Source organism: Streptomyces novaecaesareae (assembly GCF_000716875.1).
Taxonomy (GTDB): Bacteria; Actinomycetota; Actinomycetes; order Streptomycetales; family Streptomycetaceae; genus Kitasatospora; species Kitasatospora novaecaesareae.
Genome location: NZ_JNWQ01000020.1, coordinates 86254 through 107324, shown reverse-complemented (window position 1 = coordinate 107324; position 21071 = coordinate 86254). Strand labels below are relative to the sequence as shown.

General features: G+C 72.0%; 23 protein-coding genes. 14 read left to right on the top strand and 9 right to left on the bottom strand.

The window, feature by feature from the left end; translation table 11 throughout:
* Positions 1-216: 216 nt before the first annotated feature.
* From OP86_RS10285 to OP86_RS10250, 9 genes are all read left to right on the top strand, one after another.
* Entirely contained in the window at positions 217-1257 is a 1041-nt protein-coding gene (locus tag OP86_RS10285) for a PhoH family protein (protein ID WP_078589530.1), read from the top strand.
* Between the two features lie 14 nt (positions 1258-1271).
* Complete coding sequence (ybeY, locus tag OP86_RS10280; protein WP_030061268.1) at positions 1272-1766, top strand: rRNA maturation RNase YbeY; 495 nt, start codon at positions 1272-1274, stop codon at positions 1764-1766.
* Between the two features lie 19 nt (positions 1767-1785).
* A complete protein-coding gene (locus OP86_RS10275; protein ID WP_030260815.1) occupies positions 1786-3111 on the top strand; it encodes a hemolysin family protein in 1326 nt (441 codons plus the stop codon).
* 33 nt (positions 3112-3144) lie between these two features.
* Positions 3145-3381, top strand: a complete 237-nt coding sequence (locus OP86_RS10270) for a hypothetical protein (protein ID WP_030061264.1) — start codon at positions 3145-3147, stop codon at positions 3379-3381.
* Between the two features lie 37 nt (positions 3382-3418).
* A complete protein-coding gene (locus tag OP86_RS10265) occupies positions 3419-3964 on the top strand; it encodes a DUF4383 domain-containing protein (RefSeq protein WP_030061262.1) in 546 nt (181 codons plus the stop codon).
* Between the two features lie 149 nt (positions 3965-4113).
* The gene (locus OP86_RS10260) at positions 4114-4467 is read left to right on the top strand and encodes a cytidine/deoxycytidylate deaminase family protein (RefSeq protein ID WP_030061260.1); all 354 of its coding nucleotides are present in this window, start codon (positions 4114-4116) and stop codon (positions 4465-4467) included.
* Positions 4468-4574: 107 nt separating this feature from the next.
* The gene (locus OP86_RS36505; RefSeq protein ID WP_157849710.1) at positions 4575-4742 is read left to right on the top strand and encodes a hypothetical protein; all 168 of its coding nucleotides are present in this window, start codon (positions 4575-4577) and stop codon (positions 4740-4742) included.
* 100 nt (positions 4743-4842) lie between these two features.
* Complete coding sequence (gene era, locus OP86_RS10255) at positions 4843-5772, top strand: GTPase Era (RefSeq protein ID WP_030061259.1); 930 nt, start codon at positions 4843-4845, stop codon at positions 5770-5772.
* A gap of 143 nt (positions 5773-5915) precedes the next feature.
* Complete coding sequence (locus tag OP86_RS10250) at positions 5916-6620, top strand: alpha/beta fold hydrolase (RefSeq protein ID WP_030061257.1); 705 nt, start codon at positions 5916-5918, stop codon at positions 6618-6620.
* A 31-nt stretch (positions 6621-6651) separates the two neighbouring features.
* Here the strand turns inward: OP86_RS10250 and OP86_RS10245 are convergent, their stop codons facing one another.
* Both OP86_RS10245 and OP86_RS10240 read right to left on the bottom strand, forming a co-directional pair.
* Positions 6652-6918: a protealysin inhibitor emfourin gene (locus OP86_RS10245; RefSeq protein WP_030061255.1), complete on the bottom strand. Its 267-nt coding sequence runs from the start codon at positions 6916-6918 to the stop codon at positions 6652-6654.
* A 125-nt stretch (positions 6919-7043) separates the two neighbouring features.
* Positions 7044-8066: a M4 family metallopeptidase gene (locus OP86_RS10240; RefSeq protein WP_030061253.1), complete on the bottom strand. Its 1023-nt coding sequence runs from the start codon at positions 8064-8066 to the stop codon at positions 7044-7046.
* 334 nt (positions 8067-8400) lie between these two features.
* On the opposite strand from OP86_RS10240, the gene leuA reads away from it, so the two are divergent.
* From leuA to OP86_RS10215, 4 genes are all read left to right on the top strand, one after another.
* Positions 8401-10197, top strand: a complete 1797-nt coding sequence (gene leuA / locus OP86_RS10230; RefSeq protein WP_030061250.1) for a 2-isopropylmalate synthase — start codon at positions 8401-8403, stop codon at positions 10195-10197.
* A 250-nt stretch (positions 10198-10447) separates the two neighbouring features.
* Positions 10448-11110 carry a hypothetical protein gene (locus tag OP86_RS10225; protein WP_078589528.1) on the top strand — a complete coding sequence of 221 codons (663 nt, stop codon included), beginning with the start codon at positions 10448-10450 and terminating at the stop codon, positions 11108-11110.
* A gap of 195 nt (positions 11111-11305) precedes the next feature.
* Positions 11306-12052 (top strand): DNA repair protein RecO, encoded by a 747-nt coding sequence (gene recO, locus OP86_RS10220; protein WP_030061246.1) that lies wholly within the window; start codon positions 11306-11308, stop codon positions 12050-12052.
* Positions 12053-12056: 4 nt separating this feature from the next.
* On the top strand, positions 12057-12890 hold the full coding sequence (locus OP86_RS10215; protein WP_030061244.1) for an isoprenyl transferase: 834 nt from the start codon (positions 12057-12059) through the stop codon (positions 12888-12890).
* A 73-nt stretch (positions 12891-12963) separates the two neighbouring features.
* On the opposite strand, the gene OP86_RS10210 is transcribed toward OP86_RS10215, so the two are convergent.
* Genes OP86_RS10210 through OP86_RS10195 form a run of 4 tightly spaced genes read right to left on the bottom strand, consistent with a single transcriptional unit; the run spans position 12964 to position 16161 of the window.
* Complete coding sequence (locus OP86_RS10210; protein ID WP_030061242.1) at positions 12964-13374, bottom strand: Fur family transcriptional regulator; 411 nt, start codon at positions 13372-13374, stop codon at positions 12964-12966.
* Between the two features lie 35 nt (positions 13375-13409).
* Positions 13410-14342: a metal ABC transporter permease gene (locus OP86_RS10205; protein WP_033331513.1), complete on the bottom strand. Its 933-nt coding sequence runs from the start codon at positions 14340-14342 to the stop codon at positions 13410-13412.
* A complete protein-coding gene (locus OP86_RS10200; RefSeq protein ID WP_030260807.1) occupies positions 14339-15103 on the bottom strand; it encodes a metal ABC transporter ATP-binding protein in 765 nt (254 codons plus the stop codon). The genes OP86_RS10205 and OP86_RS10200 overlap by 4 nt, the downstream gene beginning before the upstream one ends.
* 11 nt (positions 15104-15114) lie before the next feature.
* Positions 15115-16161, bottom strand: coding sequence for a metal ABC transporter substrate-binding protein (locus OP86_RS10195; protein ID WP_234435115.1), 1047 nt, complete (start codon positions 16159-16161; stop codon positions 15115-15117).
* Positions 16162-16352: 191 nt separating this feature from the next.
* Here OP86_RS10195 and OP86_RS10190 point away from each other — a divergent pair, with 191 nt between their 5' ends.
* On the top strand, positions 16353-17735 hold the full coding sequence (locus OP86_RS10190; protein WP_030061233.1) for a glycine--tRNA ligase: 1383 nt from the start codon (positions 16353-16355) through the stop codon (positions 17733-17735).
* Positions 17736-17857: 122 nt separating this feature from the next.
* Here OP86_RS10190 and OP86_RS10185 read toward each other — a convergent pair whose 3' ends face one another.
* From OP86_RS10185 to OP86_RS10175, 3 genes are all read right to left on the bottom strand, one after another.
* Positions 17858-19018 (bottom strand): hypothetical protein, encoded by a 1161-nt coding sequence (locus OP86_RS10185; RefSeq protein ID WP_157849709.1) that lies wholly within the window; start codon positions 19016-19018, stop codon positions 17858-17860.
* A 68-nt stretch (positions 19019-19086) separates the two neighbouring features.
* Complete coding sequence (locus OP86_RS10180) at positions 19087-20238, bottom strand: hypothetical protein (RefSeq protein ID WP_030061228.1); 1152 nt, start codon at positions 20236-20238, stop codon at positions 19087-19089.
* The gene (locus OP86_RS10175) at positions 20235-20813 is read right to left on the bottom strand and encodes a riboflavin biosynthesis intermediates N-glycosidase (protein WP_078589525.1); all 579 of its coding nucleotides are present in this window, start codon (positions 20811-20813) and stop codon (positions 20235-20237) included. The genes OP86_RS10180 and OP86_RS10175 overlap by 4 nt, the downstream gene beginning before the upstream one ends.
* Positions 20814-21071 lie beyond the last annotated feature (258 nt).

Below are 21071 nucleotides of genomic sequence, written 5' to 3'. Positions count from 1 at the left end.
GGTGCGGCCCCGCCGCCCGCCGCGGCGATCACGCGCGCGGCGTACCCTGGTGCCCCGGAGACCGAGCGGCACACGAGACCACGGATGGGATGAGGCAGGCCCCAGCGCCGACCTATGAGTGACACATCGCAGACCCGTACGAACGGACAGTCGCGCCCCGAACCGGCCGACGACGGCCGCGTCAGCGCCCGGATCGTCATCCCCGAGAAGCACCCGATGGTCACCCTGCTCGGCACCGCGGACTCGCTGCTGCGCGTGATCGAGCAGGGCTTCCCCGCCGCCGACATCCACGTCCGCGGCAACGAGGTGACCGCCACCGGGACGCGTGCCGAGGTCGCCCTCGTCCAGAAGCTCTTCAGCGAGATGATGCTGGTGCTGCGCACCGGCCAGCCCCTGACGGAGGACTCCGTGGAGCGTTCCATCGCCATGCTCCGCAGCCAGGAGCAGGACCCGGACAGCCCGGCGCCGTCCCAGGTGTTCACCGCGAACATCCTGTCCAACCGCGGCCGCACGATCCGCCCCAAGACCCTCAACCAGCAGCGCTACGTCGAGGCGATCGACAAGCACACGATCACCTTCGGCCTCGGCCCGGCCGGCACCGGCAAGACCTACCTGGCGATGGCCAAGGCCGTCCAGGCCCTGCAGGCCAAGGAGGTCAACCGGATCATCCTGACCCGCCCGGCGGTCGAGGCGGGGGAGCGGCTGGGCTTCCTGCCCGGCACCCTGTACGAGAAGATCGACCCGTACCTGCGCCCGCTCTACGACGCGCTGCACGACATGATCGACCCGGACTCCATCCCGCGGCTGATGGCGGCCGGCACCATCGAGGTCGCGCCGCTCGCGTACATGCGCGGCCGCACCCTCAACGACGCCTTCATCATCCTCGACGAGGCCCAGAACACCTCGCCCGAGCAGATCAAGATGTTCCTCACCCGCCTCGGGTTCAACTCCCGGGTCGTCGTCACCGGTGACACCACCCAGATCGACCTCCCGAGTGGGACCAGGAGCGGCCTCAAGGTCGTCCAGGAGATCCTGGCCGACGTGCCCGACATCCACTTCTCCGTCCTCACCAGCACCGACGTGGTCCGCCACAAGCTGGTCGGCCGGATCGTGGACGCGTACGAGCGCTGGGACGCCCGCCAGGAGGCCGAGGAGGCCTCCCCGACCGCCCGCAAGCCCGCCCAGCGGCGCCCGGGCAAGGCGGCCGCGCCCCGCGCACCGCGCGCACCCCGACAGTCCCATCGCACCGAAAGCTGAGCACACAGCCCGTCATGTCGATCGACATCGCCAACGAGTCCGGTTGGGACGCCGATGAGGAAGCCATCCTCGACGTCGCCCGCTTCGCACTGGACAAGATGCGGATCCACCCGCAGTCCGAACTGTCCGTGATCCTGGTGGACGGTGCGGCGATGGAGGAGCTGCACATCCAGTGGATGGACCTGCCCGGCCCGACCGACGTGATGTCGTTCCCGATGGACGAGCTGCGCCCGGGCAAGGAGGGCGAGGAGCTGCCGCAGGGTCTGCTCGGCGACATCGTGCTCTGCCCCGAGGTCGCCGAGCAGCAGGGCAAGGCGGCCCCCTCGAAGCACTCGATGGACGAGGAGCTGCAGCTGCTCACCGTGCACGGTGTGCTGCACGTCCTCGGCTACGACCACGAGGAGCCCGAGGAGGAGGAGGAGATGTTCGCCCTCCAGAAGCGCATCCTGGACGACTGGCGGGCGGGCCGCGGCCTCGGCGGCATCTCCCCGGCCCCCACCACCCACTGAGCGCGGAGCCCGAACCCCTGTGAGTGGTGAGAGTACGAGCTTCATCCTGGGTGCCGTGCTGCTCGTCGTGCTCGGCTGGCTGGCCGCGTGCGCCGAGGCGGGCATCTCCCGGGTCTCCCGGTTCCGGGCGGAGGAGGCCGTGCGGGTCGGACGGCGGGGCTCGGCGCGGCTGCTGACCCTCGCCTCCGACCCGATCCGCTACCTCAACCTGGCGACCCTGATCCGGGTGGCCAGCGAGATGGCGGCGGCGGTCCTGGTCACCGTTGTGTGCGTGCGCAACGTGACCCCGACCTGGCAGGCCGTGCTGCTGGCGTTCGGCGTGATGGTGCTGGTGTCCTTCGTCGCGGTGGGGGTCTCGCCGCGCACGATCGGGCGCCAGCACCCGCTCAGCACCGCGACCGCGGCCTCCTTCGTGCTGCTGCCGCTGGCCGCGGTGCTCGGCCCGATCCCGCGGCTGCTGATCCTGCTCGGCAACGCGCTGACCCCGGGCAAGGGCTACCGGGAGGGGCCGTTCGCCTCCGAGGCGGAGCTGCGGGCCCTGGTGGACCTCGCCGAGAAGGACGACCTGATCGAGGACGAGGAGCGCCGGATGGTGCACTCGGTCTTCGAACTGGGCGACACCATCGTGCGCGAGGTGATGGTGCCGCGCACCGACCTGGTGATGATCGAGCGGCACAAGACCGTCCGGCAGGCGCTCACCCTGGCGCTGCGCTCGGGCTTCTCGCGGATCCCGGTGGTCGGGGACAACGAGGACGACGTGGTCGGCATCGTCTACCTCAAGGACCTGGTGCGGCGCACCCACATCAACCGGGAGGCGGAGGCCGAGGAGGTCGGCGCGGTGATGCGCCCGGCGGTCTTCGTCCCGGACTCCAAGCCGGCCGGCGACCTGCTGCGCGAGATGCAGCAGCGCCGCTCGCACGTGGCGATCGTGATCGACGAGTACGGCGGCACGGCCGGCCTGGTCACCATCGAGGACGTCCTGGAGGAGATCGTCGGCGAGATCACCGACGAGTACGACCGGGAGGTCGCGCCGGTGGAGGACCTCGGCGACGGCTCGTACCGGATCACCGCCCGCCTGCTGGTGGAGGACCTGGGCGAGCTGTTCGGCATCGAGCTGGAGGACGAGGACGTCGAGACCGTCGGCGGCCTGCTGGCCAAGCACCTCGGCCGGGTGCCGATCCCCGGCTCCGCCTGCGAGATCCCGCTGCCGGAGGCGGCCGCGGGCGGCCTGACCGGCATCCTGCTGACCGCCGAGTCCTCGGCCGGGCGCCGCAACCGGATCGGTTCGATGGTCGCCTCCCCGGTCCGCGGGACGGACGAGCCGGAGGGTGTTCCCGGCGAGTAGCGGGTGCGGGGTCGCCGAGCGACCATGGAGGGCATGACGCACAAACTTCGCGCGGAGTACGGCCCGCAGGGGGCGGCCGGCGGAGTCAAGTCCTGGCACGTGGTGCGGGACGAGGATCCGTCGACGGCGCTCTGCGGCCGGACCATGCCCGACGACGCCGAGACGCGGCCCGAGCAGGAGTGGGGGACGGGGCTGCGCTGCTGCCAGCAGTGCGGCTCGCTCTACATGCACGAGACGCCGCACATGCAGGGGAGCCATCCCTACAGCTAGGCCGTGGCCGGGCCGTGGCCCGGCTCTGGAGGTCGCCATGAAGCTGCAAGACGAACTGCCCGTCGACAACCGGCTCGCCGTGGTGTGGCGGATCGGGGCGGGGCTCGGGGGGATCTTCCTGATCGTGTTCGGGTGCCTGGGACTGACCGACCACCCCGGCTTCCTGGCCACCCACGGCGACCGGATCGCCGGGCTGTCGACCAACGGTGCGCTGAGCATCCTGTCCATCGTGGTGGGCGCGATCCTGGTGCTCGGGGCGGTGATCGGCGGGAACTTCGCGTCGAACCTCAACATGACGGCGGGCGTGCTGTTTGTCCTGTCCGGCTTCTACGGTCTGACGGTGCTCGGCCGGCCGGACGCCAACATCCTCAACTTCCGGATGTCGAACGTGCTGTTCGCGTTCGTCTTCGGGGTCGTCCTGACCACCTTCGGGATGTACGGCCGGGTGAGCAGCCACCTGCCGCACGACAACCCGTTCTGGCGCGAGCGCACCGAGCACGAGGAGCCGCTGCCCTCGGGGCCGAAGACCTTCGTCAAGGTCCTCAACCCGAACCCGGGCCGGACCCACCCGGTCGGCCACTGAGGGAGGGCTGCTACTCGCCCGCTCGCCTCCGGGGCGCTCTGACCCGGTGCCGACGGTCGGCGCTCCGGCGCTCGTGCCTCGCTTGTCGCTTCTCCCTTTCGGCACCGGCGCGCCCCTTCGGCTCGGGGCGGGCACATATGCTCGGCGGCATGAGTGACATCGTCGAGCTCGACCCCGAAGACAAGAAGATCATCACCCTGGCCCGCTCGGCCCGCGCCCGCAACGGCGTTGCCGAGGGGGCCGCGGTGCGTGACGAGACCGGCCGCACCTACGTGGCCGGGACGGTCGCGCTGGAGTCGCTGCGGCTGAGCGCGCTGCAGACGGCGGTGGCGATGGCGGTGGCCAGCGGCGCGAAGTCGCTGGAGGCGGCGGCCGTGGTCAGCGAGGCGGAGCAGCCGGCCGAGGCGGACCTGGCGGCGGTGCGGGACCTGGGCGGGGCCGGGACGCCGGTGCTGCTGGCCGGTCCGGACGGGGTGCTGCGGGTGGCCGCCGAGGCGCGCTGACGCCTGCCCGGGGGCCTCTCCCGGTCGGGGTGGTCCGGCGGTGGTTACCCCCTTGCTTCTGCAGATAATCTCACCGGGGGGAGTGGACACGGTGAGGGGACTGGGGCATGGGGGCGGTGGCGTTCTTCGCCGGGCTGCTGCTGTTCGTGATGGGGCTGGGCAAGTGGCAGGAGACCGGTTCGCCGTTCTGGCTGTACGGCTCGCTGGGCTTCCTGCTGGTGCTGGTGGTGATCGCGCTGATCCCCGGCGGCGGCAAGGGCGGCCGGAAGGGCTGAGCCCCCCGCGGGGGCGCGCCGGGGGCCGTGGGAGCCCCCGCGGGCACCCCGGGGACGCCCCCGGACGGCGGGGCTCCGGTGATCAGGGAGAATGGAGCCCATGAATGCCCCTTCCTCCTCGTACCGCTCCGGGTTCGCGTGCTTCGTCGGCCGGCCGAATGCGGGCAAGTCGACCCTGACCAACGCCCTGGTGGGGACGAAGGTCGCGATCACCTCCGACCGCCCGCAGACCACCCGGCACACCGTGCGCGGCATCGTGCACCGCCCGGACGCCCAGCTCGTGCTGGTCGACACCCCCGGCCTGCACAAGCCGCGCACGCTGCTCGGCGAGCGCCTCAATGACCTCGTCCGCACCACCTGGGCCGAGGTCGACGTGATCGGCTTCTGCCTGCCCGCCGACCAGAAGATCGGCCCCGGCGACAAGTTCATCGCCAAGGAGATCGCCGGGATCAAGAAGACCCCGAAGGTCGCCATCGTCACCAAGACCGACCTGGTCGACTCCAAGCGCCTGGCCGAGCAGCTGATCGCCATCCACCAGCTCGGCATCGAGCTGGGCTTCGAGTGGGCCGAGATCATCCCGGTCTCCGCCGTCGGCGACAAGCAGGTGGAGCTGGTCGCCGACCTGCTCACCAAGCTGCTGCCGGAGGGCGACCAGCTCTACCCGGAGGGCGACCTCACCGACGAGCCCGAGCAGATCATGGTCGCCGAGCTGATCCGCGAGGCCGCCCTGGAGGGCGTGCGGGACGAACTGCCGCACTCGCTGGCCGTCGTGGTCGAGGAGATGCTCCCGCGCGAGGGCCGCCCGGCGGACCGCCCGCTGCTGGACATCCACGCCAACGTCTACATCGAGCGGCAGAGCCAGAAGGCGATCGTGATCGGCGCCAAGGGCGCGCGGCTCAAGCACGTCGGCACCACCGCCCGCAAGCACATCGAGGCGCTGCTCGGCACGCCGGTCTACCTGGACCTGCACGTCAAGGTCGCCAAGGACTGGCAGCGCGACCCGAAGCAGCTGCGCAAGCTGGGCTTCTGACAACCTGCGTTTCTGACAACCTGGGTTTCTGACAGGGGAATTCACCCCAGCGGGAATACCGAGGGCCCGGCCGGACGTTGCGCGTCCGACCGGGCCCGACCCGTCGGTCGGGCCTCACGCGACGTCAGAAGGGGGCAGGCGCAATGAAGTTGCACACCCGGGAGTGGGGCAGCGGGGAGCGGACGGCCCTGCTGGTGCACGGCATCACCTTCGACCACCGCACCTGGCGGCGGGTCGGCCCGGAGCTGGCCGAGCGCGGCTACCGGGTGGTCGCCGTCGACCTGCGCGGGCACGGGCTGAGCCCGCGCGGCACCGGGGGCAGCCCGCTGGAGCGCTACCCACTGGCCGCGTACACCGAGGACCTGCTGGAGACCCTGCCGACCGGGCCGGAGCTGGCGATCGGCCACTCGCTCGGCGGGATCGTCCTCGCGGACGCCGTCGAGCGGCTCAAGCCGGCCCGCGCGGTCTACGTGGACCCGGGCTGGCGGTTCCGGCAGTGGGGGCTGGACCCGACCGCCTGGGTCGCGGAGCGGGAGGACACCCGCGAGGGGCTCGTCGCGAAGAACCCGCACTGGTCGGCCGCCGACGTCGAGGTCAAGCTCGACGCCCTGGCCCACTGGGACACCGACACGGCGGTGGCCCTGGCGGCCCAGGGGTCGGACCTGCCGGCCGCTCCCGCCGTGCCCTCGCTGGTCGTGCGGGCGGACGACAGCACCGTGGTGCGCGCCGAGGACACCGAGGCGCTGCGCGCCCGCGGCTTCGAGGTGCGCACCGTCGCCGGTGCCGGGCACAACGTGCACCGGGACGACCACGAGGGCTTCCTGGCGGCCCTCGACGGCTGGATCTGAGGCAGCCCCGGGCCGGCTGGCCTCTCCGGTGCTACGCGCCCTCGCGCAGCACCAGGGAGACCAGCTCCCGCTGCGAGTCGGTGAGCTTCGGGTCGGCGCAGTACACCGTCCGGCCGTCCACGGTGATCTCGTAGTGGAAGCCGTCCGGCACGCCGTACGAGGGGGCGCGCAGCCCGCCCGCGACGGCCTCGCGGGCGAGTGCGTGCACGTGCGGGGCGTCCGTGCGGTCGGCGGTGTCGAGCTCCGCGTGGCGGACGATTCCCGCGAAGCCGCCGGTCCGGGTCACCTGGATACGCATGGTGCCCATGGTGCTACGCAGGGAAGGGGTTCGCCGCTCTTTTCCCGGACCGTGACCTTGAGCCCGGCTCAACCCGGTCTCAACCGCCGCCGTCCGGGCCCGGGATCCGCGGTGCGGCCCTGCGGTCACCCCGGGCTGACGCCGACCTGCGCCCAGGAGGCCGTCACGGTGTCCGCGACCGAGGGCTGGTCGGGGTAGCGGGCCTTGGCGGCGGCCACGGTGGCCTGGGCGAAGGCGGTGAAGTCGGCGTCCGCGGGCACCGCGTGCCCGGTCAGCGCGTCGTACCAGATCCGTCCGGCGCGCTCCCAGGACGAGCCGCCGAGGGCGGTGGCCAGCAGGTAGAACGCGTGGTTGGGGATGCCGGAGTTGATGTGCACCCCGCCGTTGTCCTCGGAGGTGTTCACGTAGTCCCGCATGTGCGCGGGCTGCGGGTCCTTGCCGAGCTGCGGGTCGTCGTAGGCGGTGCCGGGGGCCTTCATCGAGCGCAGCGCCACGCCCTGGATGCCGGGGGCGAGCAGTCCGGCGCCGATCAGCCAGTCGGCGTCGGCGGCGCTCTGGTGCAGCGCGTACTGCTTGACCAGCGAGCCGAAGACGTCGGAGACCGACTCGTTGAGCGCGCCGGGCTGGTCCTGGTAGTCCAGGCCGGCGGTGAACTGGGTGACGCCGTGGGTGAGTTCGTGGCCGATGACGTCGATGCAGGCGGTGAAGTCGCCGAAGATCCGGCCGTCGCCGTCGCCGAAGACCATCTGGTGGCCGTTCCAGAAGGCGTTGTCGTAGTCGCGGCCGTAGTGGACGCTGGCGTCCAGCCGCAGGCCCTGGTCGTCGATCGAGTGGCGGCCGAAGGCGTCGGCGTAGAGCGCGAAGGTGGCGCCGAGGCCGTCGTAGGCGTGGTTGACGGAGGGGTCGGAGGCCGCGGCCTGGCCCTCGGTGCGCACGGTGCGCCCGGGCAGCCGCCGGCCGTGCCCCGAGTCGGAGATCACCCGGTCGAGGCCCGGGGCGCCGCCGGTGGGCGGGGGCGGGGAGAGGCGGGCCGCGCGGTGCGCGGCGTCGAGCGTGAGGGTGTGGACGGCGGCTTCGTGACCGGCCTCGACGAGGCGGTCCAGGACGTACGGCGGGACGATCGTGCAGATCGGTATTGCTGCAGTCATGTAGCCCAGAGTGAGGCATCGGTGACCATATGTCACGACCTTTGGCATGACCGGTCGACGTCTCAAGGAGTGGAACGGAAGCCCGGATCACTTCGGGGGCGCGCGGCGCTGGGTTACGCTGGGGCCATCATGCGCAACGGGCTGCTTCTTCTTAGCTGCCGCGTCGAGGGCCTGTAGTCCACTGGGGCCGGCTCCCTCGCCGCGGGGAACGAGCTGTGCGCGCAACCGGCGGTCCAACGGCGGGCCGCGAGCGGCAGCAGAGGCCGGCCAGTCGGTGTCGAACCCACCCGACCAGCCCGCACCACGCATCCACAGGAAGCCGAGAGTCACCTCCATGACCGAGCAGACCTCCGCCGCGTCCATCTCCGCCGCCCGCGCCTTCGTCGACCGGCCCACCCCGATCACCGCCGCCTCCGTGCGCCAGCAGCCCTCCGGCATGCGGTACGGGCGCTACCTGCCGTTCGGCACCGTGGACCTGCCGGACCGCACCTGGCCGAACGCGGTGATCAGCAAGGCGCCGCGCTGGCTCTCGACCGACCTGCGGGACGGCAACCAGGCGCTGATCGACCCGATGTCCCCGGCCCGCAAGCGCAAGATGTTCGACCTGCTGGTCGCCATGGGCTACAAGGAGATCGAGGTCGGCTTCCCCTCCTCCGGCGCCACCGACCACGCCTTCGTACGGTCGCTGATCGAGGAGGGGGCGATCCCCGAGGACGTCACCATCTCGGTCCTGACGCAGGCCCGCGAGGAGCTGATCGAGAAGACCGTCGAGTCGCTGGTCGGCGCCCCGCGCGCGACCGTCCACCTGTACAACGCGACGGCGCCGCTGTTCCGCCGGGTGGTGTTCCGCAACGACATGGCCGCCACCAAGGCGATCGCCACCGACGGCACCCGGCTGGTGATGGAGTACGCCGAGAAGCTGCTGGGCGAGGACACCGTCTTCGGCTACCAGTACTCGCCGGAGATCTTCGTCGACACCGAGCTGGACTTCGCGCTGGAGGTCTGCGAGGCGGTGATGGACGTCTGGCAGCCGGGCGAGGGCCGCGAGATCATCCTGAACCTGCCGGCCACCATCGAGCGGGCCACCCCGAACGTCCAGGCCGACCAGTTCGAGTGGATGTCGCGCCACCTGTCGCGCCGCGAGTTCGTCTGCCTGTCGGTGCACCCGCACAACGACCGCGGCACCGCCGTCGCCTCCGCCGAACTGGCCTACATGGCGGGCGCGGACCGCATCGAGGGCTGCCTGTTCGGGCAGGGCGAGCGGACCGGCAACGTCGACCTGGTGACGCTGGGGATGAACCTGTTCTCGCAGGGCATCGACCCGCAGATCGACTTCTCCGACATCGACGAGGTGCGCCGCACCGCCGAGTACTGCAACCAGATGGAGGTGCACCCGCGCCACCCGTACGCCGGCGACCTGGTGTACACCTCCTTCTCCGGCTCCCACCAGGACGCCATCAAGAAGGGGTTCGACGCCCTGGAGGCGGACGCCAAGGCGGCCGGCGTACCGGTGGAGGAGCACCCCTGGGGCGTGCCGTACCTGCCGATCGACCCGAAGGACGTCGGCCGCACCTACGAGGCGGTCATCCGGGTCAACAGCCAGTCCGGCAAGGGCGGCGTGGCGTACGTGCTGAAGAACGACCACAAGCTGGACCTGCCGCGCCGGATGCAGATCGAGTTCTCCCGGATCATCCAGGCCAAGACCGACGCCGAGGGCGGCGAGGTCACCCCGGCCGACATCTGGGCGGTCTTCGAGGACGAGTACCTGCCGACCACCGCCAACCCGTGGGGCCGGATCTCGCTGAGCGGTTCGCGCACCCTGACCACCGAGGACGGCCGGGACGCGCTGACCGCCGAGGCGCTGGTGGACGGCGAGCCGGTGACCCTGACCGGTACCGGCAACGGCCCGGTCTCCGCCTTCGCGGACGCGCTGGCCCGGATCGGCGTGGACGTCCGCGTCCTGGACTACGCCGAGCACGCGCTGAGCGAGGGCGGCGACGCCCAGGCCGCCGCGTACGTCGAGTGCGCCGTGGACGGCAAGGTGCTGTGGGGCGTGGGCATCGACGGCAACACCGTGCTGGCCTCGCTGAAGGCGATGATCAGCGCCGTCAATCGGTCGCAGCGCGGGTAGTTCGTACGAGTGGCATCCGGCGGGGCCGTCCTTCGGGGCGGCCCTTCGCCGTGCCCGCGGGCACCGGCCGGGGCGCTGTGTCCTGCGCCACATTTTTTGGAATCGGAAGCCGTTCGAGGTACTGACACGTGCCGGTAACCATGGCAACATCGATCCACCGGGAAGCCGGGTCGGTGGGACGGCTCGGTGTCCGGTCGCGTGACCTGCCCATCGTCGAGCAGGCCGCCTGCCATGTCTGGGGAGTGGCGCCGTGACCAGGTTGTGGGGTGTTCGCCCGCGGTGGCGGACTGACGTTCTCGGTGACTTCTTCTGCCCGGGCTGCGGCGGCGACCGCAACTACCGCCGGCAGCACGGCCGGCGGTGGCTGCGGTTGCTCGGGACCCCGGTGGTCCCGCTCGGGCCGGTGATCGGCAGCGTGCAGTGCACCAGCTGCCACGGCCGGTACGGCGTCGAGAGCCTGGAGCAGCCGACCTGCGTGCGCCTCGGCGCGATGCTGCGGGACGCCCAGTACACCATCGCGCTGGCCCTGCTCGCGGCCGGCGGAACCGCCCACCGGGCGGCCCGCGAGGCGGCCTGCACGGCGGTGCGCGAGGCCGGGTTCGAGGACTGCGGCGAGGCCCAGGTGCTGGCCGCGCTCGCCGCGCTCTCCGGGCTCGGCGGCGAACTCCACGACGCCCACGGGATGTCCGGGGGCCTGGCCGTGGAACTGCACGCGGTGCTCGAACCGCTCACCCCCCACCTCGCCCACCAGGGCCGCGAGCGGCTGCTGCTGCAGGGCGCGGCGATCGCGCTGGCCGACGGGCGCTACCTGCCGCAGGAGCGCGAGGCGCTGGCCGCGGTCGGGCGCTGCCTGGACCTGCCGCAGCCGCGGGTCGGGGCGCTGCTGGAGGCGGCGACCCGCGCTCCGTACTAGACCTGCCGTCCCTGCCACGTTCTCCGAGCCACCTCCATCCCCCACAGAACGGGCCCGCACCCTCCCCAGCCTTCGGCCGGGAGGCACCCCCCACTCCGGGCCCGCCGTGACCCGCACCGGACGGTCCTCCCCCACGGACCCGGTGCGGGCAACACGGCTGTCGGTGGCTGTCGGTCGCTGGGGGAGAATGTCTGCATGAGTCTTTTCCGGGACGACGGCGTCGTGTTGCGGGCGCAGAAGCTCGGCGAGGCCGATCGGATCATCACCCTGTTGACCCGCCAGCACGGCAAGGTGCGGGCGGTGGCGCGCGGGGTGCGGAAGACCAAGTCCAAGTTCGGCGCCCGCCTGGAGCCGTTCTCGCACGTGGACGTGCAGTTCTTCAGCCGGGGGAGTGAGCTGGTCGGCCGCGGGTTGCCGCTGTGCACCCAGGTGGAGACCATCGCGCCGTACGGCGGCTCGATCGTCACCGACTACGGCCGCTACACCGCCGGCACCGCGATGCTGGAGACGGCCGAGCGCTTCGCCGAGAACGAGGGCGAGCCCGCCGTCCAGCAGTACCTGTTGCTGGTGGGCGGGCTGCGCACGCTGGCGGCCGGGCTGCACGAGTCGCACCTGGTGCTGGACGCCTTCCTGCTGCGCTCGCTCGCGGTGAACGGGTACGGCGCGAGCTTCACCGACTGCGCCAAGTGCGGCCTGGAGGGGCCGAACCGTTTCTTCTCGCTCCCCGCGGGCGGGGTGCTCTGCGCGGACTGCCGAGTGCCCGGATGTGCCGTACCCTCCCCTGAGACACTGGTACTGCTCGGGGCGCTGCTGTCAGGGGACTGGCAGACGGCCGACACCTGCGAGCCGCGGTACTGGCGGGAGGGCAGCGGCCTGGTCGCGGCCTATCTGCAGTGGCACCTGGAGCGGGGCATCCGCTCGATGAGATACGTGGAGAAGTGAGCACATGGCAGCGCGACGGCTCTTCGGCGGTGGCAAGCACAAGGAGTACGCTCCTCCGACCCCGCACCCCAGCGGCGCACAGCCCCCGAAGATCCCCGGCGAGCTGGTCCCCGACCACGTCGCCATCGTGATGGACGGCAACGGCCGCTGGGCCAAGGAGCGCGGGCTGCCCCGCACCGAGGGCCACAAGGTCGGCGAGGCCGTCGTGCTGGACGTCCTCAGGGGCGCCATCGAGCTCGGGGTCAAGAACATCTCGCTGTACGCGTTCTCCACCGAGAACTGGAAGCGCTCGCCCGACGAGGTGAAGTTCCTGATGAACTTCAACCGGGACGTCATCCGCCGCCGCCGCGACGAGATGGACGCGATGGGCGTGCGGATCCGCTGGGCCGGCCGGATGCCCAAGCTGTGGAAGAGCGTCGTCCAGGAGCTGCAGGTCGCCGAGGAGCAGACCAAGGGCAACGACGCCGTCACGCTCTACATGTGCGTCAACTACGGTGGCCGGGCCGAGCTGGCGGACGCGGCGCAGGCGATCGCGCAGGACGTCGCGGCCGGGAAGCTGGACCCGAAGAAGGTCAACGAGAAGACCCTGTCCAGGTACATGTACCACCCGGACATGCCGGACGTGGACCTCTTCCTGCGCCCCAGCGGCGAGCAGCGCACCTCCAACTTCCTGCTCTGGCAGTCGGCTTACGCCGAGTTCGTGTTCCAGGACGTGCTCTGGCCGGACTTCGACCGCCGGGACCTGTGGCGCGCCTGCGAGCAGTACGCGATGCGCGACCGGCGCTTCGGCGGGGCGATCCCGAACGAGGTCCCCGCGGGGGTGCCGTCCCAGCGCTGAGGCCGGTACGAGGACTCGGTACGACGGAAGGACCCGCCGGGTGATCCCGGCGGGTCCTTCCGTCGTACCGGCCTCAGGCCTGCTTGGCGCACTCCGCGCAGGTGCCGAAGATCTCCAGCGTGTGCGCGATGTCGCTGAAACCGTGCTCGGCGGCGACCGAGTTGGCCCAGCGCTCCACCGCGGGGCCCTCCACCTCGACGGTGGCGCCGCAGTGCCGGCAGACCAGGTGGTGGTGATGCCCGCTGCTGCAGCGGCGGTAGACCGCCTCGCCGTCCGCGGTGCGCAGCACGTCCACCTCACCGGCGTCCGCCAGGGACTGCAGGGTGCGGTAGACCGTGGTCAGACCGACGGAGTCCCCGCGGTGCTTGAGCAGGTCGTGGAGCTCCTGCGCGCTGCGGAAGTCCGCGATCTCGTCCAGGGCAGCCGAGACGGCGGCACGCTGCCGGGTCGATCGTGCGCGCGGCGACGGGCCTGCGGTGGTCACCGTGGGTCCTCCTGGGGTCGTGGGCGTCTCGCACATCATTGTGCCAGCCCGGCCCGCGGCTCAAGGGTGGAGGAGTCGGAGGAAGTCTGCCCCGCAGACCGGGCCGGGATCTCGACGTCGCAGATCTTGGGCCCCTGTTCGGTGTCGGTGCGGTGCCGGCGCCGGGCGAGCGGTGCGGCGAGCACGCTGAACACCGCGAACACCGCGATGGCCAGCAGCACGATGGCCGGGCCGGAGGGCACGTCGAGGTGGTACGAGCCGGTGACGCCGGCCAGCGAGACGACCACGCCGAGCGCGATCGAGGCGGCCTGGGTGGCGGCGAAGGAGCGGGTGAGCTGCTGGGCGGCGACCACCGGAACCACCATCAGGGCGCTGACCAGCAGCAGCCCGACCACCCGCATGGCGACGGTGACGGTGACCGCGGCCATCACCGCGAGCAGCAGGTTGAGGGTGCGCACCGGCAGGCCGGTGACCCGGGCGAAGTCCTCGTCCTGGCAGATCGCGAACAGCTGGCGGCGCAGGCCGACGGTGACCGCGACGACCACCGCGCCGAGCACCGCGATGGCGGCCAGGTCGGCGGGGGCGACGGTGAGGATCGAGCCCCACAGGTAGCTCTCCAGCGAGCCGGCGCCGGCCTCGGCGGAGAGCGAGACGAGCAGCTTGCCGCAGGCCATGCCGCCGTAGAAGAGCATCGCCAGGGCGATGTCGCCGCGCTGGTTGCCGCGCGAGCGGACCAGCTCCATGGTGACGGCGCCGAGCACGCAGACCAGCACGGCCATCCAGACCGGGCTGGTCTGGAAGATGAAGCCGAGGCCGACGCCGGTCATCGCGACGTGGCCCATGCCGTCGCCCATCAGGGCCTGCCGGCGCTGCACCAGGTAGATGCCGACGGCCGGGGCGGTGATCCCGACCAGGACGGCGGCGAGCAGGGCGCGCTGCATGAAGTCGTAGGACAGCATCTCGGTCATGCGAGCAGCCTCGGTGGGGTCAGGTCGGCGTGCGGGTGGACGTGGTCGTGGCCGGGCAGCGCGTGCAGGCCGGTGTTGGGCACGGGCGGGCCGTCGTGGGCGACGCAGCCGTCCCGCAGCACTACGGCGCGGTCGATCAGCGGCTCCAGCGGCCCGAGTTCGTGCAGCACGAGGAGGACGGCGGCGCCGCGGCCGACCTCGGCGCGCAGCGTGTCGGCGAGCACCTGCTGGCTGGCGGCGTCCACCCCGGCCATCGGCTCGTCCATGATCAGCAGGTCGGGGGAGCCGACCAGGGCGCGGGCGATCAGCACCCGCTGCTGCTGGCCGCCGGACAGGTCGGCGACGCCGTCCCCGGCCCGCTCCAGCATGCCGACGGCGGCCAGCGCGCGGTCCACCGCCTCGCGGTCCTTGCGGCGGAACGGCAGCAGCCGGTGCTGCGGCAGCCGCCCGGTGGAGACCACCTCGCGCACGGTGGCCGGGACGCCGGAGGCGGCGGTGGTGCGCTGCGGGACGTACCCGATCCGGTGCCAGGCGCGGAAGGAGCCGTACGGGATGCCGAACAGCTCCAAGTCGCCCTGCTCCAGCGGGACGGAGCCGATCACGGCCTTGACGGTGGTCGACTTGCCGGAGCCGTTGGCGCCCAGCAGGGCGACGACCTCGCCGGGCTGGACGGTGAGGTCGACGCCGCGCAGCACCGGCCGGCCGCCGCGCGAGGCGACGGCGTCACGGAGGCGGACGGCCGGGGGTATCGGGTGGGTCATGGTGCTTCCCGTCAGCTGGTCGCGGCAGGGGTGGTGGCGTTGGCGTCCGGGGCGGCCGGGGTGGCGGGGGCGCCGGTTTCAGCGGAGGTGGCCGGGGTGCCGAGGGCGGCCTGGAGGTTGGCCAGGTTCTGCCGCATGACGGTGAGGTAGTCGTTCGTGGACGGGTCCTTGACGCCCTCCAGCGGGTCCAGCACGGCCGTCTTGAGGCCGAGGTCCTTGGCGACGGTGTCGGCGAGCTTGGGGCTGACCAGGGTCTCGAAGAAGATCGTGGTGACGCCGTTGTCCTTGGCGGCCTTCTGCACCTGGGCGAGGCGGGCCGGGGTGGGCTCGGACTCCGGGTCGACGCCGTTGATGGCGACCTGGGTGAGGCCGTAGTGGTCGGCGAGGTAGCCGAAGGCGGCGTGGCTGGTGACGAAGGTCTTGGTCTTGGCGTCCTGCAGCCCGGCCCGGAACTCCTGGTCGAGCGCGGTGAGCTTGGTGACCAGCGCGTCGGTGTTCTTCCGGTAGTCCTCGGCGTGGGCCGGGTCGGCCTTGGCGAACTCGTCGCCGACGCTCTTGGCGATCGCCGCGTAGCGGGTCGGGTCGAGCCAGATGTGCGGGTCGCCGACCGGGCCCTCGTGCTTGTGGCCGTCGGCCTCGGCGCCCCCGCCTTCGGTGCCCTCGTCGAGGTGGTGGTCGACCAGCGGGCTGGCGGCGGTGGCGTCGATCTTGTGCTTGCTCGCGGACTGCGCGACGGCCTGGTCGACGGTGGGCTGCAGACCCTTGAGGTAGATGATCGCGTCGGCCTTCTGGACGGTGCCGACCTGCTTGGCGGTGAGCTCCAGGTCGTGCGGCTCGACGCCGGCGGCGGTGAGATCCGTGACCGCGACGTGCTCCTTGCCGATCTGCTGGGCCAGGAACTCCATCGGGTAGAAGGAGGCGACGACCTTCAGCCGACCGTTGCCGCTGTCGGCGCTGCTGCTGCCTCCGCAGGCGGTGAGGACGAGGGAGGCGGTGAGGGCGGTGGCGGCGAGGGCTATGGAGTTGCGGGTCCGGCGGCGGGGCAGTCCGATCATCATGACAATCATTCTCATCTCACATGGAAATGATTGTCAACTCACTCGAATGGGTGAACGGCGGGTGACGGTGGGTGGGAGCGGCCGGACGATACCGATTTGAATCACGTACCCATATGGCCGGTAACCTGAGGTATTCGGGTACGCGCAACCAGCCGTGCCCTGACCGTGCCGTACGTACTGAAGAGAGCACTGTGGCCGCCGACAAGATCGACACGATCGTCAGCCTGAGCAAGCGCCGTGGCTTCGTCTACCCCTGCAGCGAGATCTACGGCGGCACGCGTGCCGCCTGGGACTACGGGCCGCTGGGTGTCGAGCTCAAGGAGAACATCAAGCGCCAGTGGTGGCGCGCGATGGTCCAGGCGCGTGAGGACGTCGTCGGACTCGACTCGTCGGTGATCCTCGCCCGCGAGGTCTGGGAGGCCTCCGGCCACGTCGCCACCTTCAACGACCCGCTGACCGAGTGCCTCTCCTGCCACAAGCGCCACCGGGCCGACCACCTGGAGGAGAAGTACGAGGCCAAGCACGGCTTCCCGCCGCCGAACGGCCTCAAGGACGTCAACTGCCCCGACTGCGGCACCAAGGGCCAGTTCACCGAGCCCAAGGACTTCTCGGGCATGCTGAAGACCCACCTCGGCGTCACCGAGGAGGCCAGCGGCCTGGCGTTCCTGCGCCCCGAGACCGCCCAGGGCATCTTCACCAACTTCAAGGCCGTCCAGACCACTTCGCGCAAGAAGCCGCCGTTCGGCATCGCCCAGACCGGCAAGAGCTTCCGCAACGAGATCACCCCCGGCAACTTCATCTTCCGGACCCGCGAGTTCGAGCAGATGGAGATGGAGTTCTTCGTCAAGCCCGGCGAGGACGAGCAGTGGCACGAGTACTGGCTCCAGCAGCGCTGGGACTGGTACGTCGGCCTCGGCCTGCGCACCGAGAACATGCGCTTCTTCGAGCACCCGAAGGAGAAGCTCTCCCACTACGCCAAGCGCACGGTCGACATCGAGTACCGCTTCAACTTCGGCGGCAGCGAGTTCTCCGAGCTGGAGGGCGTCGCCAACCGCACCGACTACGACCTGCGGGTGCACAGCGAGGCCTCCGGCCAGGACCTGAAGTACTTCGACCAGGAGTCCGGCGAGCGCTACTTCCCGTACGTCATCGAGCCGGCGGCCGGCCTCAACCGCGCCATGCTGGCCTTCCTGATCGACGCCTACTTCGAGGACGAGGCGCCCAACGCCAAGGGCGTCATGGAGAAGCGCGTCGGCATGCGGCTCGACCCGCGCCTGGCCCCGGTCAAGGTCGCCGTCCTGCCGCTGTCGCGCAACGCCGACCTCTCCCCGAAGGCCCGCGGCCTGGCCGCCGACCTGCGCACCGCGTGGAACGTCGAGTTCGACGACGCCGGCGCCATCGGCAAGCGCTACCGCCGCCAGGACGAGATCGGCACGCCGTTCTGCGTCACCGTCGACTTCGACACCCTTGAGGACAACGCGGTGACCGTCCGCGACCGCGACACCATGTCGCAGGAGCGCGTCTCGCTGGACCAGGTCAAGGCGTACCTCGCGGCGCGCCTGATCGGCTGCTGAGTCCGGTTCTTCCGGGGAGCCCCCGTCCGCCCTGTCCGGGGCGGGCGGGGGCTCCCTGCTGTTCCGGGGGCTGCTGTTCCGGGGGCGTGTGGACGGGGGCTGCGACCGGGGCGGGCGAGTTGTCAGCGCCGTCCCCAGCGGGAGCGGGGTGCGGAGGGCGGGGCGGTCGGCAGGCCGGCGGTACGGAGGGCGGCGAGGGTGGTGCGGTGGCGGGCCTCCTCGGCGAGCAGGCCGCCGAGCAGCTGCCCGTACAGCTCCCGGCTGCCGGCGACGTCCAACGCGGCTGCCAGGCGGACGAGTTCGACCGGCGGGCGGAGCGCCACCAGCTCGTGCAGCAGGGCGGTGGCGAGCGCGGGCGGCAGGGCGGCGGCGAGGTCGGCGAGGTCGGCCGTCGGCCGCCCGGCGGCCTGGCGCAGCAGGGTCCGGACATCGGCGGGCCGGCCGTGCTGCTGGAGGCAGGCGGCGAGGGAGGTCAGCTCGGGCGTCGGCGCCGAGCCCCACTCCCAGAGCAGCGTCGCACCGTCGGCGTTCTGCCCGGCCCGCTCCAAGGCCGAGAGGAGCCCGGGGACGGCCGTCGCCGGGTAGGCCCAGAAGGCGTGGAACAGCTCGGCGGCCTCCTCGGCCAGGCCCAGTTCGCGCAGCTCCGCCAGGACGGCGACGGCGTGCTCGGGGGCGGACCGCGCGGCGGCGCGGGCGAGGTGGAGGGAGGCGCCGGTCGGCCCGTACCGGGCCAGCATGCCGACCAGCAGGGCCGCGTCGGCGGGAGTGAGGCGGGCGGCGGCCTGGTCCAGCAGCTCGGTGGCCTCGGGGAGGGCGCCGTTGCGGTGGAGGGCGGTGATCCGCTCGGTGAGGGCGCCGAGGTCGGGGCGGGCGGGGGGCGGTGGGGTCTGCTGCGGCTCGGGCCGGGGCGGCGGTGCCGGTAGCGGCTCCGGCTCGGGGGCCGGCTCCGGGTGGTGCGGGTCCTGCTGCCGGGGCTGGTGTTGCTGCTGCTGTTGTCGGTGTCTGAGGCCGGTCTCCAACGCCTGCAGCTGGTCGCTGAGTTGGAGGCAGCGGGCGCCCAGTCCCTCGCGGAGGGTGCGGGCCTGGGCGAGCTGCCGCAGGAGGTCCGCGTCCGGCCGCTGGCGGCCCGGGGTCGCTCTGATCGCCTCGTTCAGCCGCCGTTCACGCTGGCTCGCGTAGCGGCTCGCGCGGAGTAACTCGTCCAGCTCGGCGCGGAGTTCGGCGGCCTGTTGCTCGCCCTCCGGCTGCTGGCCTACGGATTGTGCCGTCGAGCGCATGCGCATGATCGCCCCAACCTGTCCATCCAGACCCTGACTGCAGGACATCCTGGCGTCGGTATGTGGCTGGGGAGTTAAGAGCGCACGACCAGTCGTGCCCGACTGGTGTCAAGGAGCGCGCAGAGGGCGGTCGTGGCAAGAAGTGCGCCGGTCGCGCTCCGGAGGAGGGTCGCCTCGTAGTACGGGCCCGGGGCGAGGACGGCGACGGCGTAGCCGACGGCAGCGCCTGCGAGGGCGGGCAGGAGCAGCCGCAGGACGTCCCGCCGGGCGGCCGCGCCGATCACCACCAGGCCTGCCAGCGCCGCGAGTCGGGGCGAGGCGAAGGTCTGCGCGTAGCGGATCGAGAGGGCGGGCACCAGGAAGAGCGCCAGCGCCCGGCCGATGGTCGCCGTGAGCGTCGTGACGTACGGGCCGGCCGGCGGTGCTGTGGAGCGGTCGGCTGGGCGGTCGGCGGAGCGGTCGACGAGGCGGGTCGTGACGAGGACCGCCAACGCGGCCGCGGCGGCGAGGAGATGGTCGCCCAGCCGGGCCAGGTTGTAGAGCAGCGCGGTGTCGTACAGCACCAGCATCAGCTGGCCGTACGCCCACAGGTCGAGCGCGAAGAGGAACGGGTTGCGGCGCGGTGCGCTCGGCGTGGTGGGCTCCCGCGCGGCGAGGCAGGAGATCAGCGGCGGCGCGGCGACGGCCGAGAGCACGCGCAGCACCAGGTCGTCCACGGTGTACGGGTTCCGCAAGGCCCACTCGATCGCACAGAACGCCACCGTGTACGAGACGGCGGCGAGCGGGACCAGCGGCGAACGGGCCAGCCGGACGTACAGCGCCCGGTCCAGCCGTCGGACGACCGACACGAACGCCAGCAGGACCAGCGGCAGTTCGAGGAAGGCCTGCACCCGCAGGACGGAGGGCGCCAGCAGCTCGGGCGCGGGGAAGCGGGCGGCGAGGGAGTCGAGGCGGGGGACGTCGAACCAGCCCGGCGGCAGGTAGCGGGCGACGAACGAGGCGTCCCCGCCGTGCACCCGGTTCACGTAGACGGCGACCAGCACCTGGTTGAGGTGGACGAGCGCGACGGCGGCGGCCAGGGCCGCCTCCGGGCCGAGCCTTCCCCCGCGGCTCCTTCCCCCGCGGCCGGGCCGGGGCCCGGCACGCAGCACCCGTGGCACCAGGGCCAGGGAGGCGGCGGCCGAGACCACCACCGCCCCGTCCAGCAGCGGCGCGACCGTGCTCACGCGCCCAGCCGCGCCCGGGCCTCCATCAGCGCGAAGCCCAGCAGGTTCAGCCCGCGCCACTCGGCGGGCCGCTGCGCCCGGATGTCGTCGGCCGCGAGCCCGATGCCCCAGATCCGGTCCACCGGGCTGGCCTCGACCAGCACCCGGCCACCCGTGCCCAGCAGGTACGCGCGCAGCGACTCGTCCTGCCCGAACTTCGCGACGTTGCCCGCCACCACCAGCTCGAAGCGCCCGGCGGCCCACGTCTCGTCGTCGAAGCCCTTGACCAGCCGCCCCAGGTTCTTCGCCTCGGCGGGCGTCCGGGCCGCCAGCACCTGCTGCTCGACGGCCGCGTCCCCGAACATCCGGGCCTTGCCGGCCATCATCCAGTGCTCGGCGGACGCGTACGTCACGCCGTCGACGGTGAACTCGCCCGGCCACCACTGGCTCAGGCACTCCTGCCGGGTGCCGCCGCCCTTGCGCGCGGTGTGCCCCCAGAACATCACCCACTTCGGGTGCACCCCATCGGCCATCAGCGCGGCCAGCTCCTCGCGGCTGCGGACGGCGGCAGGGTCCCCCACGTGCATCTCGCTCATATCGTCAGTCTGACACAAAGGGGGGTGTGGTCGCGAACCGTTTGATTGCTTCGTATCGCCTCCGCGGCCGTCTCCCGGCTTCTAGGATTTCCGGCACGCGGGCAGGGACATCGGGACGGGCGGGGATGGAACGGCGCAGCACCCACAACGAAGTCAGCGGCAGCCCCGTCTCCTGCCTGATCTTGTGGCGATCGCCCGGCGGGCCCGCCTTCCCCTCGCCGAGACGGCTCACTGGCTGCGCGAACTCGGCCTCGACAT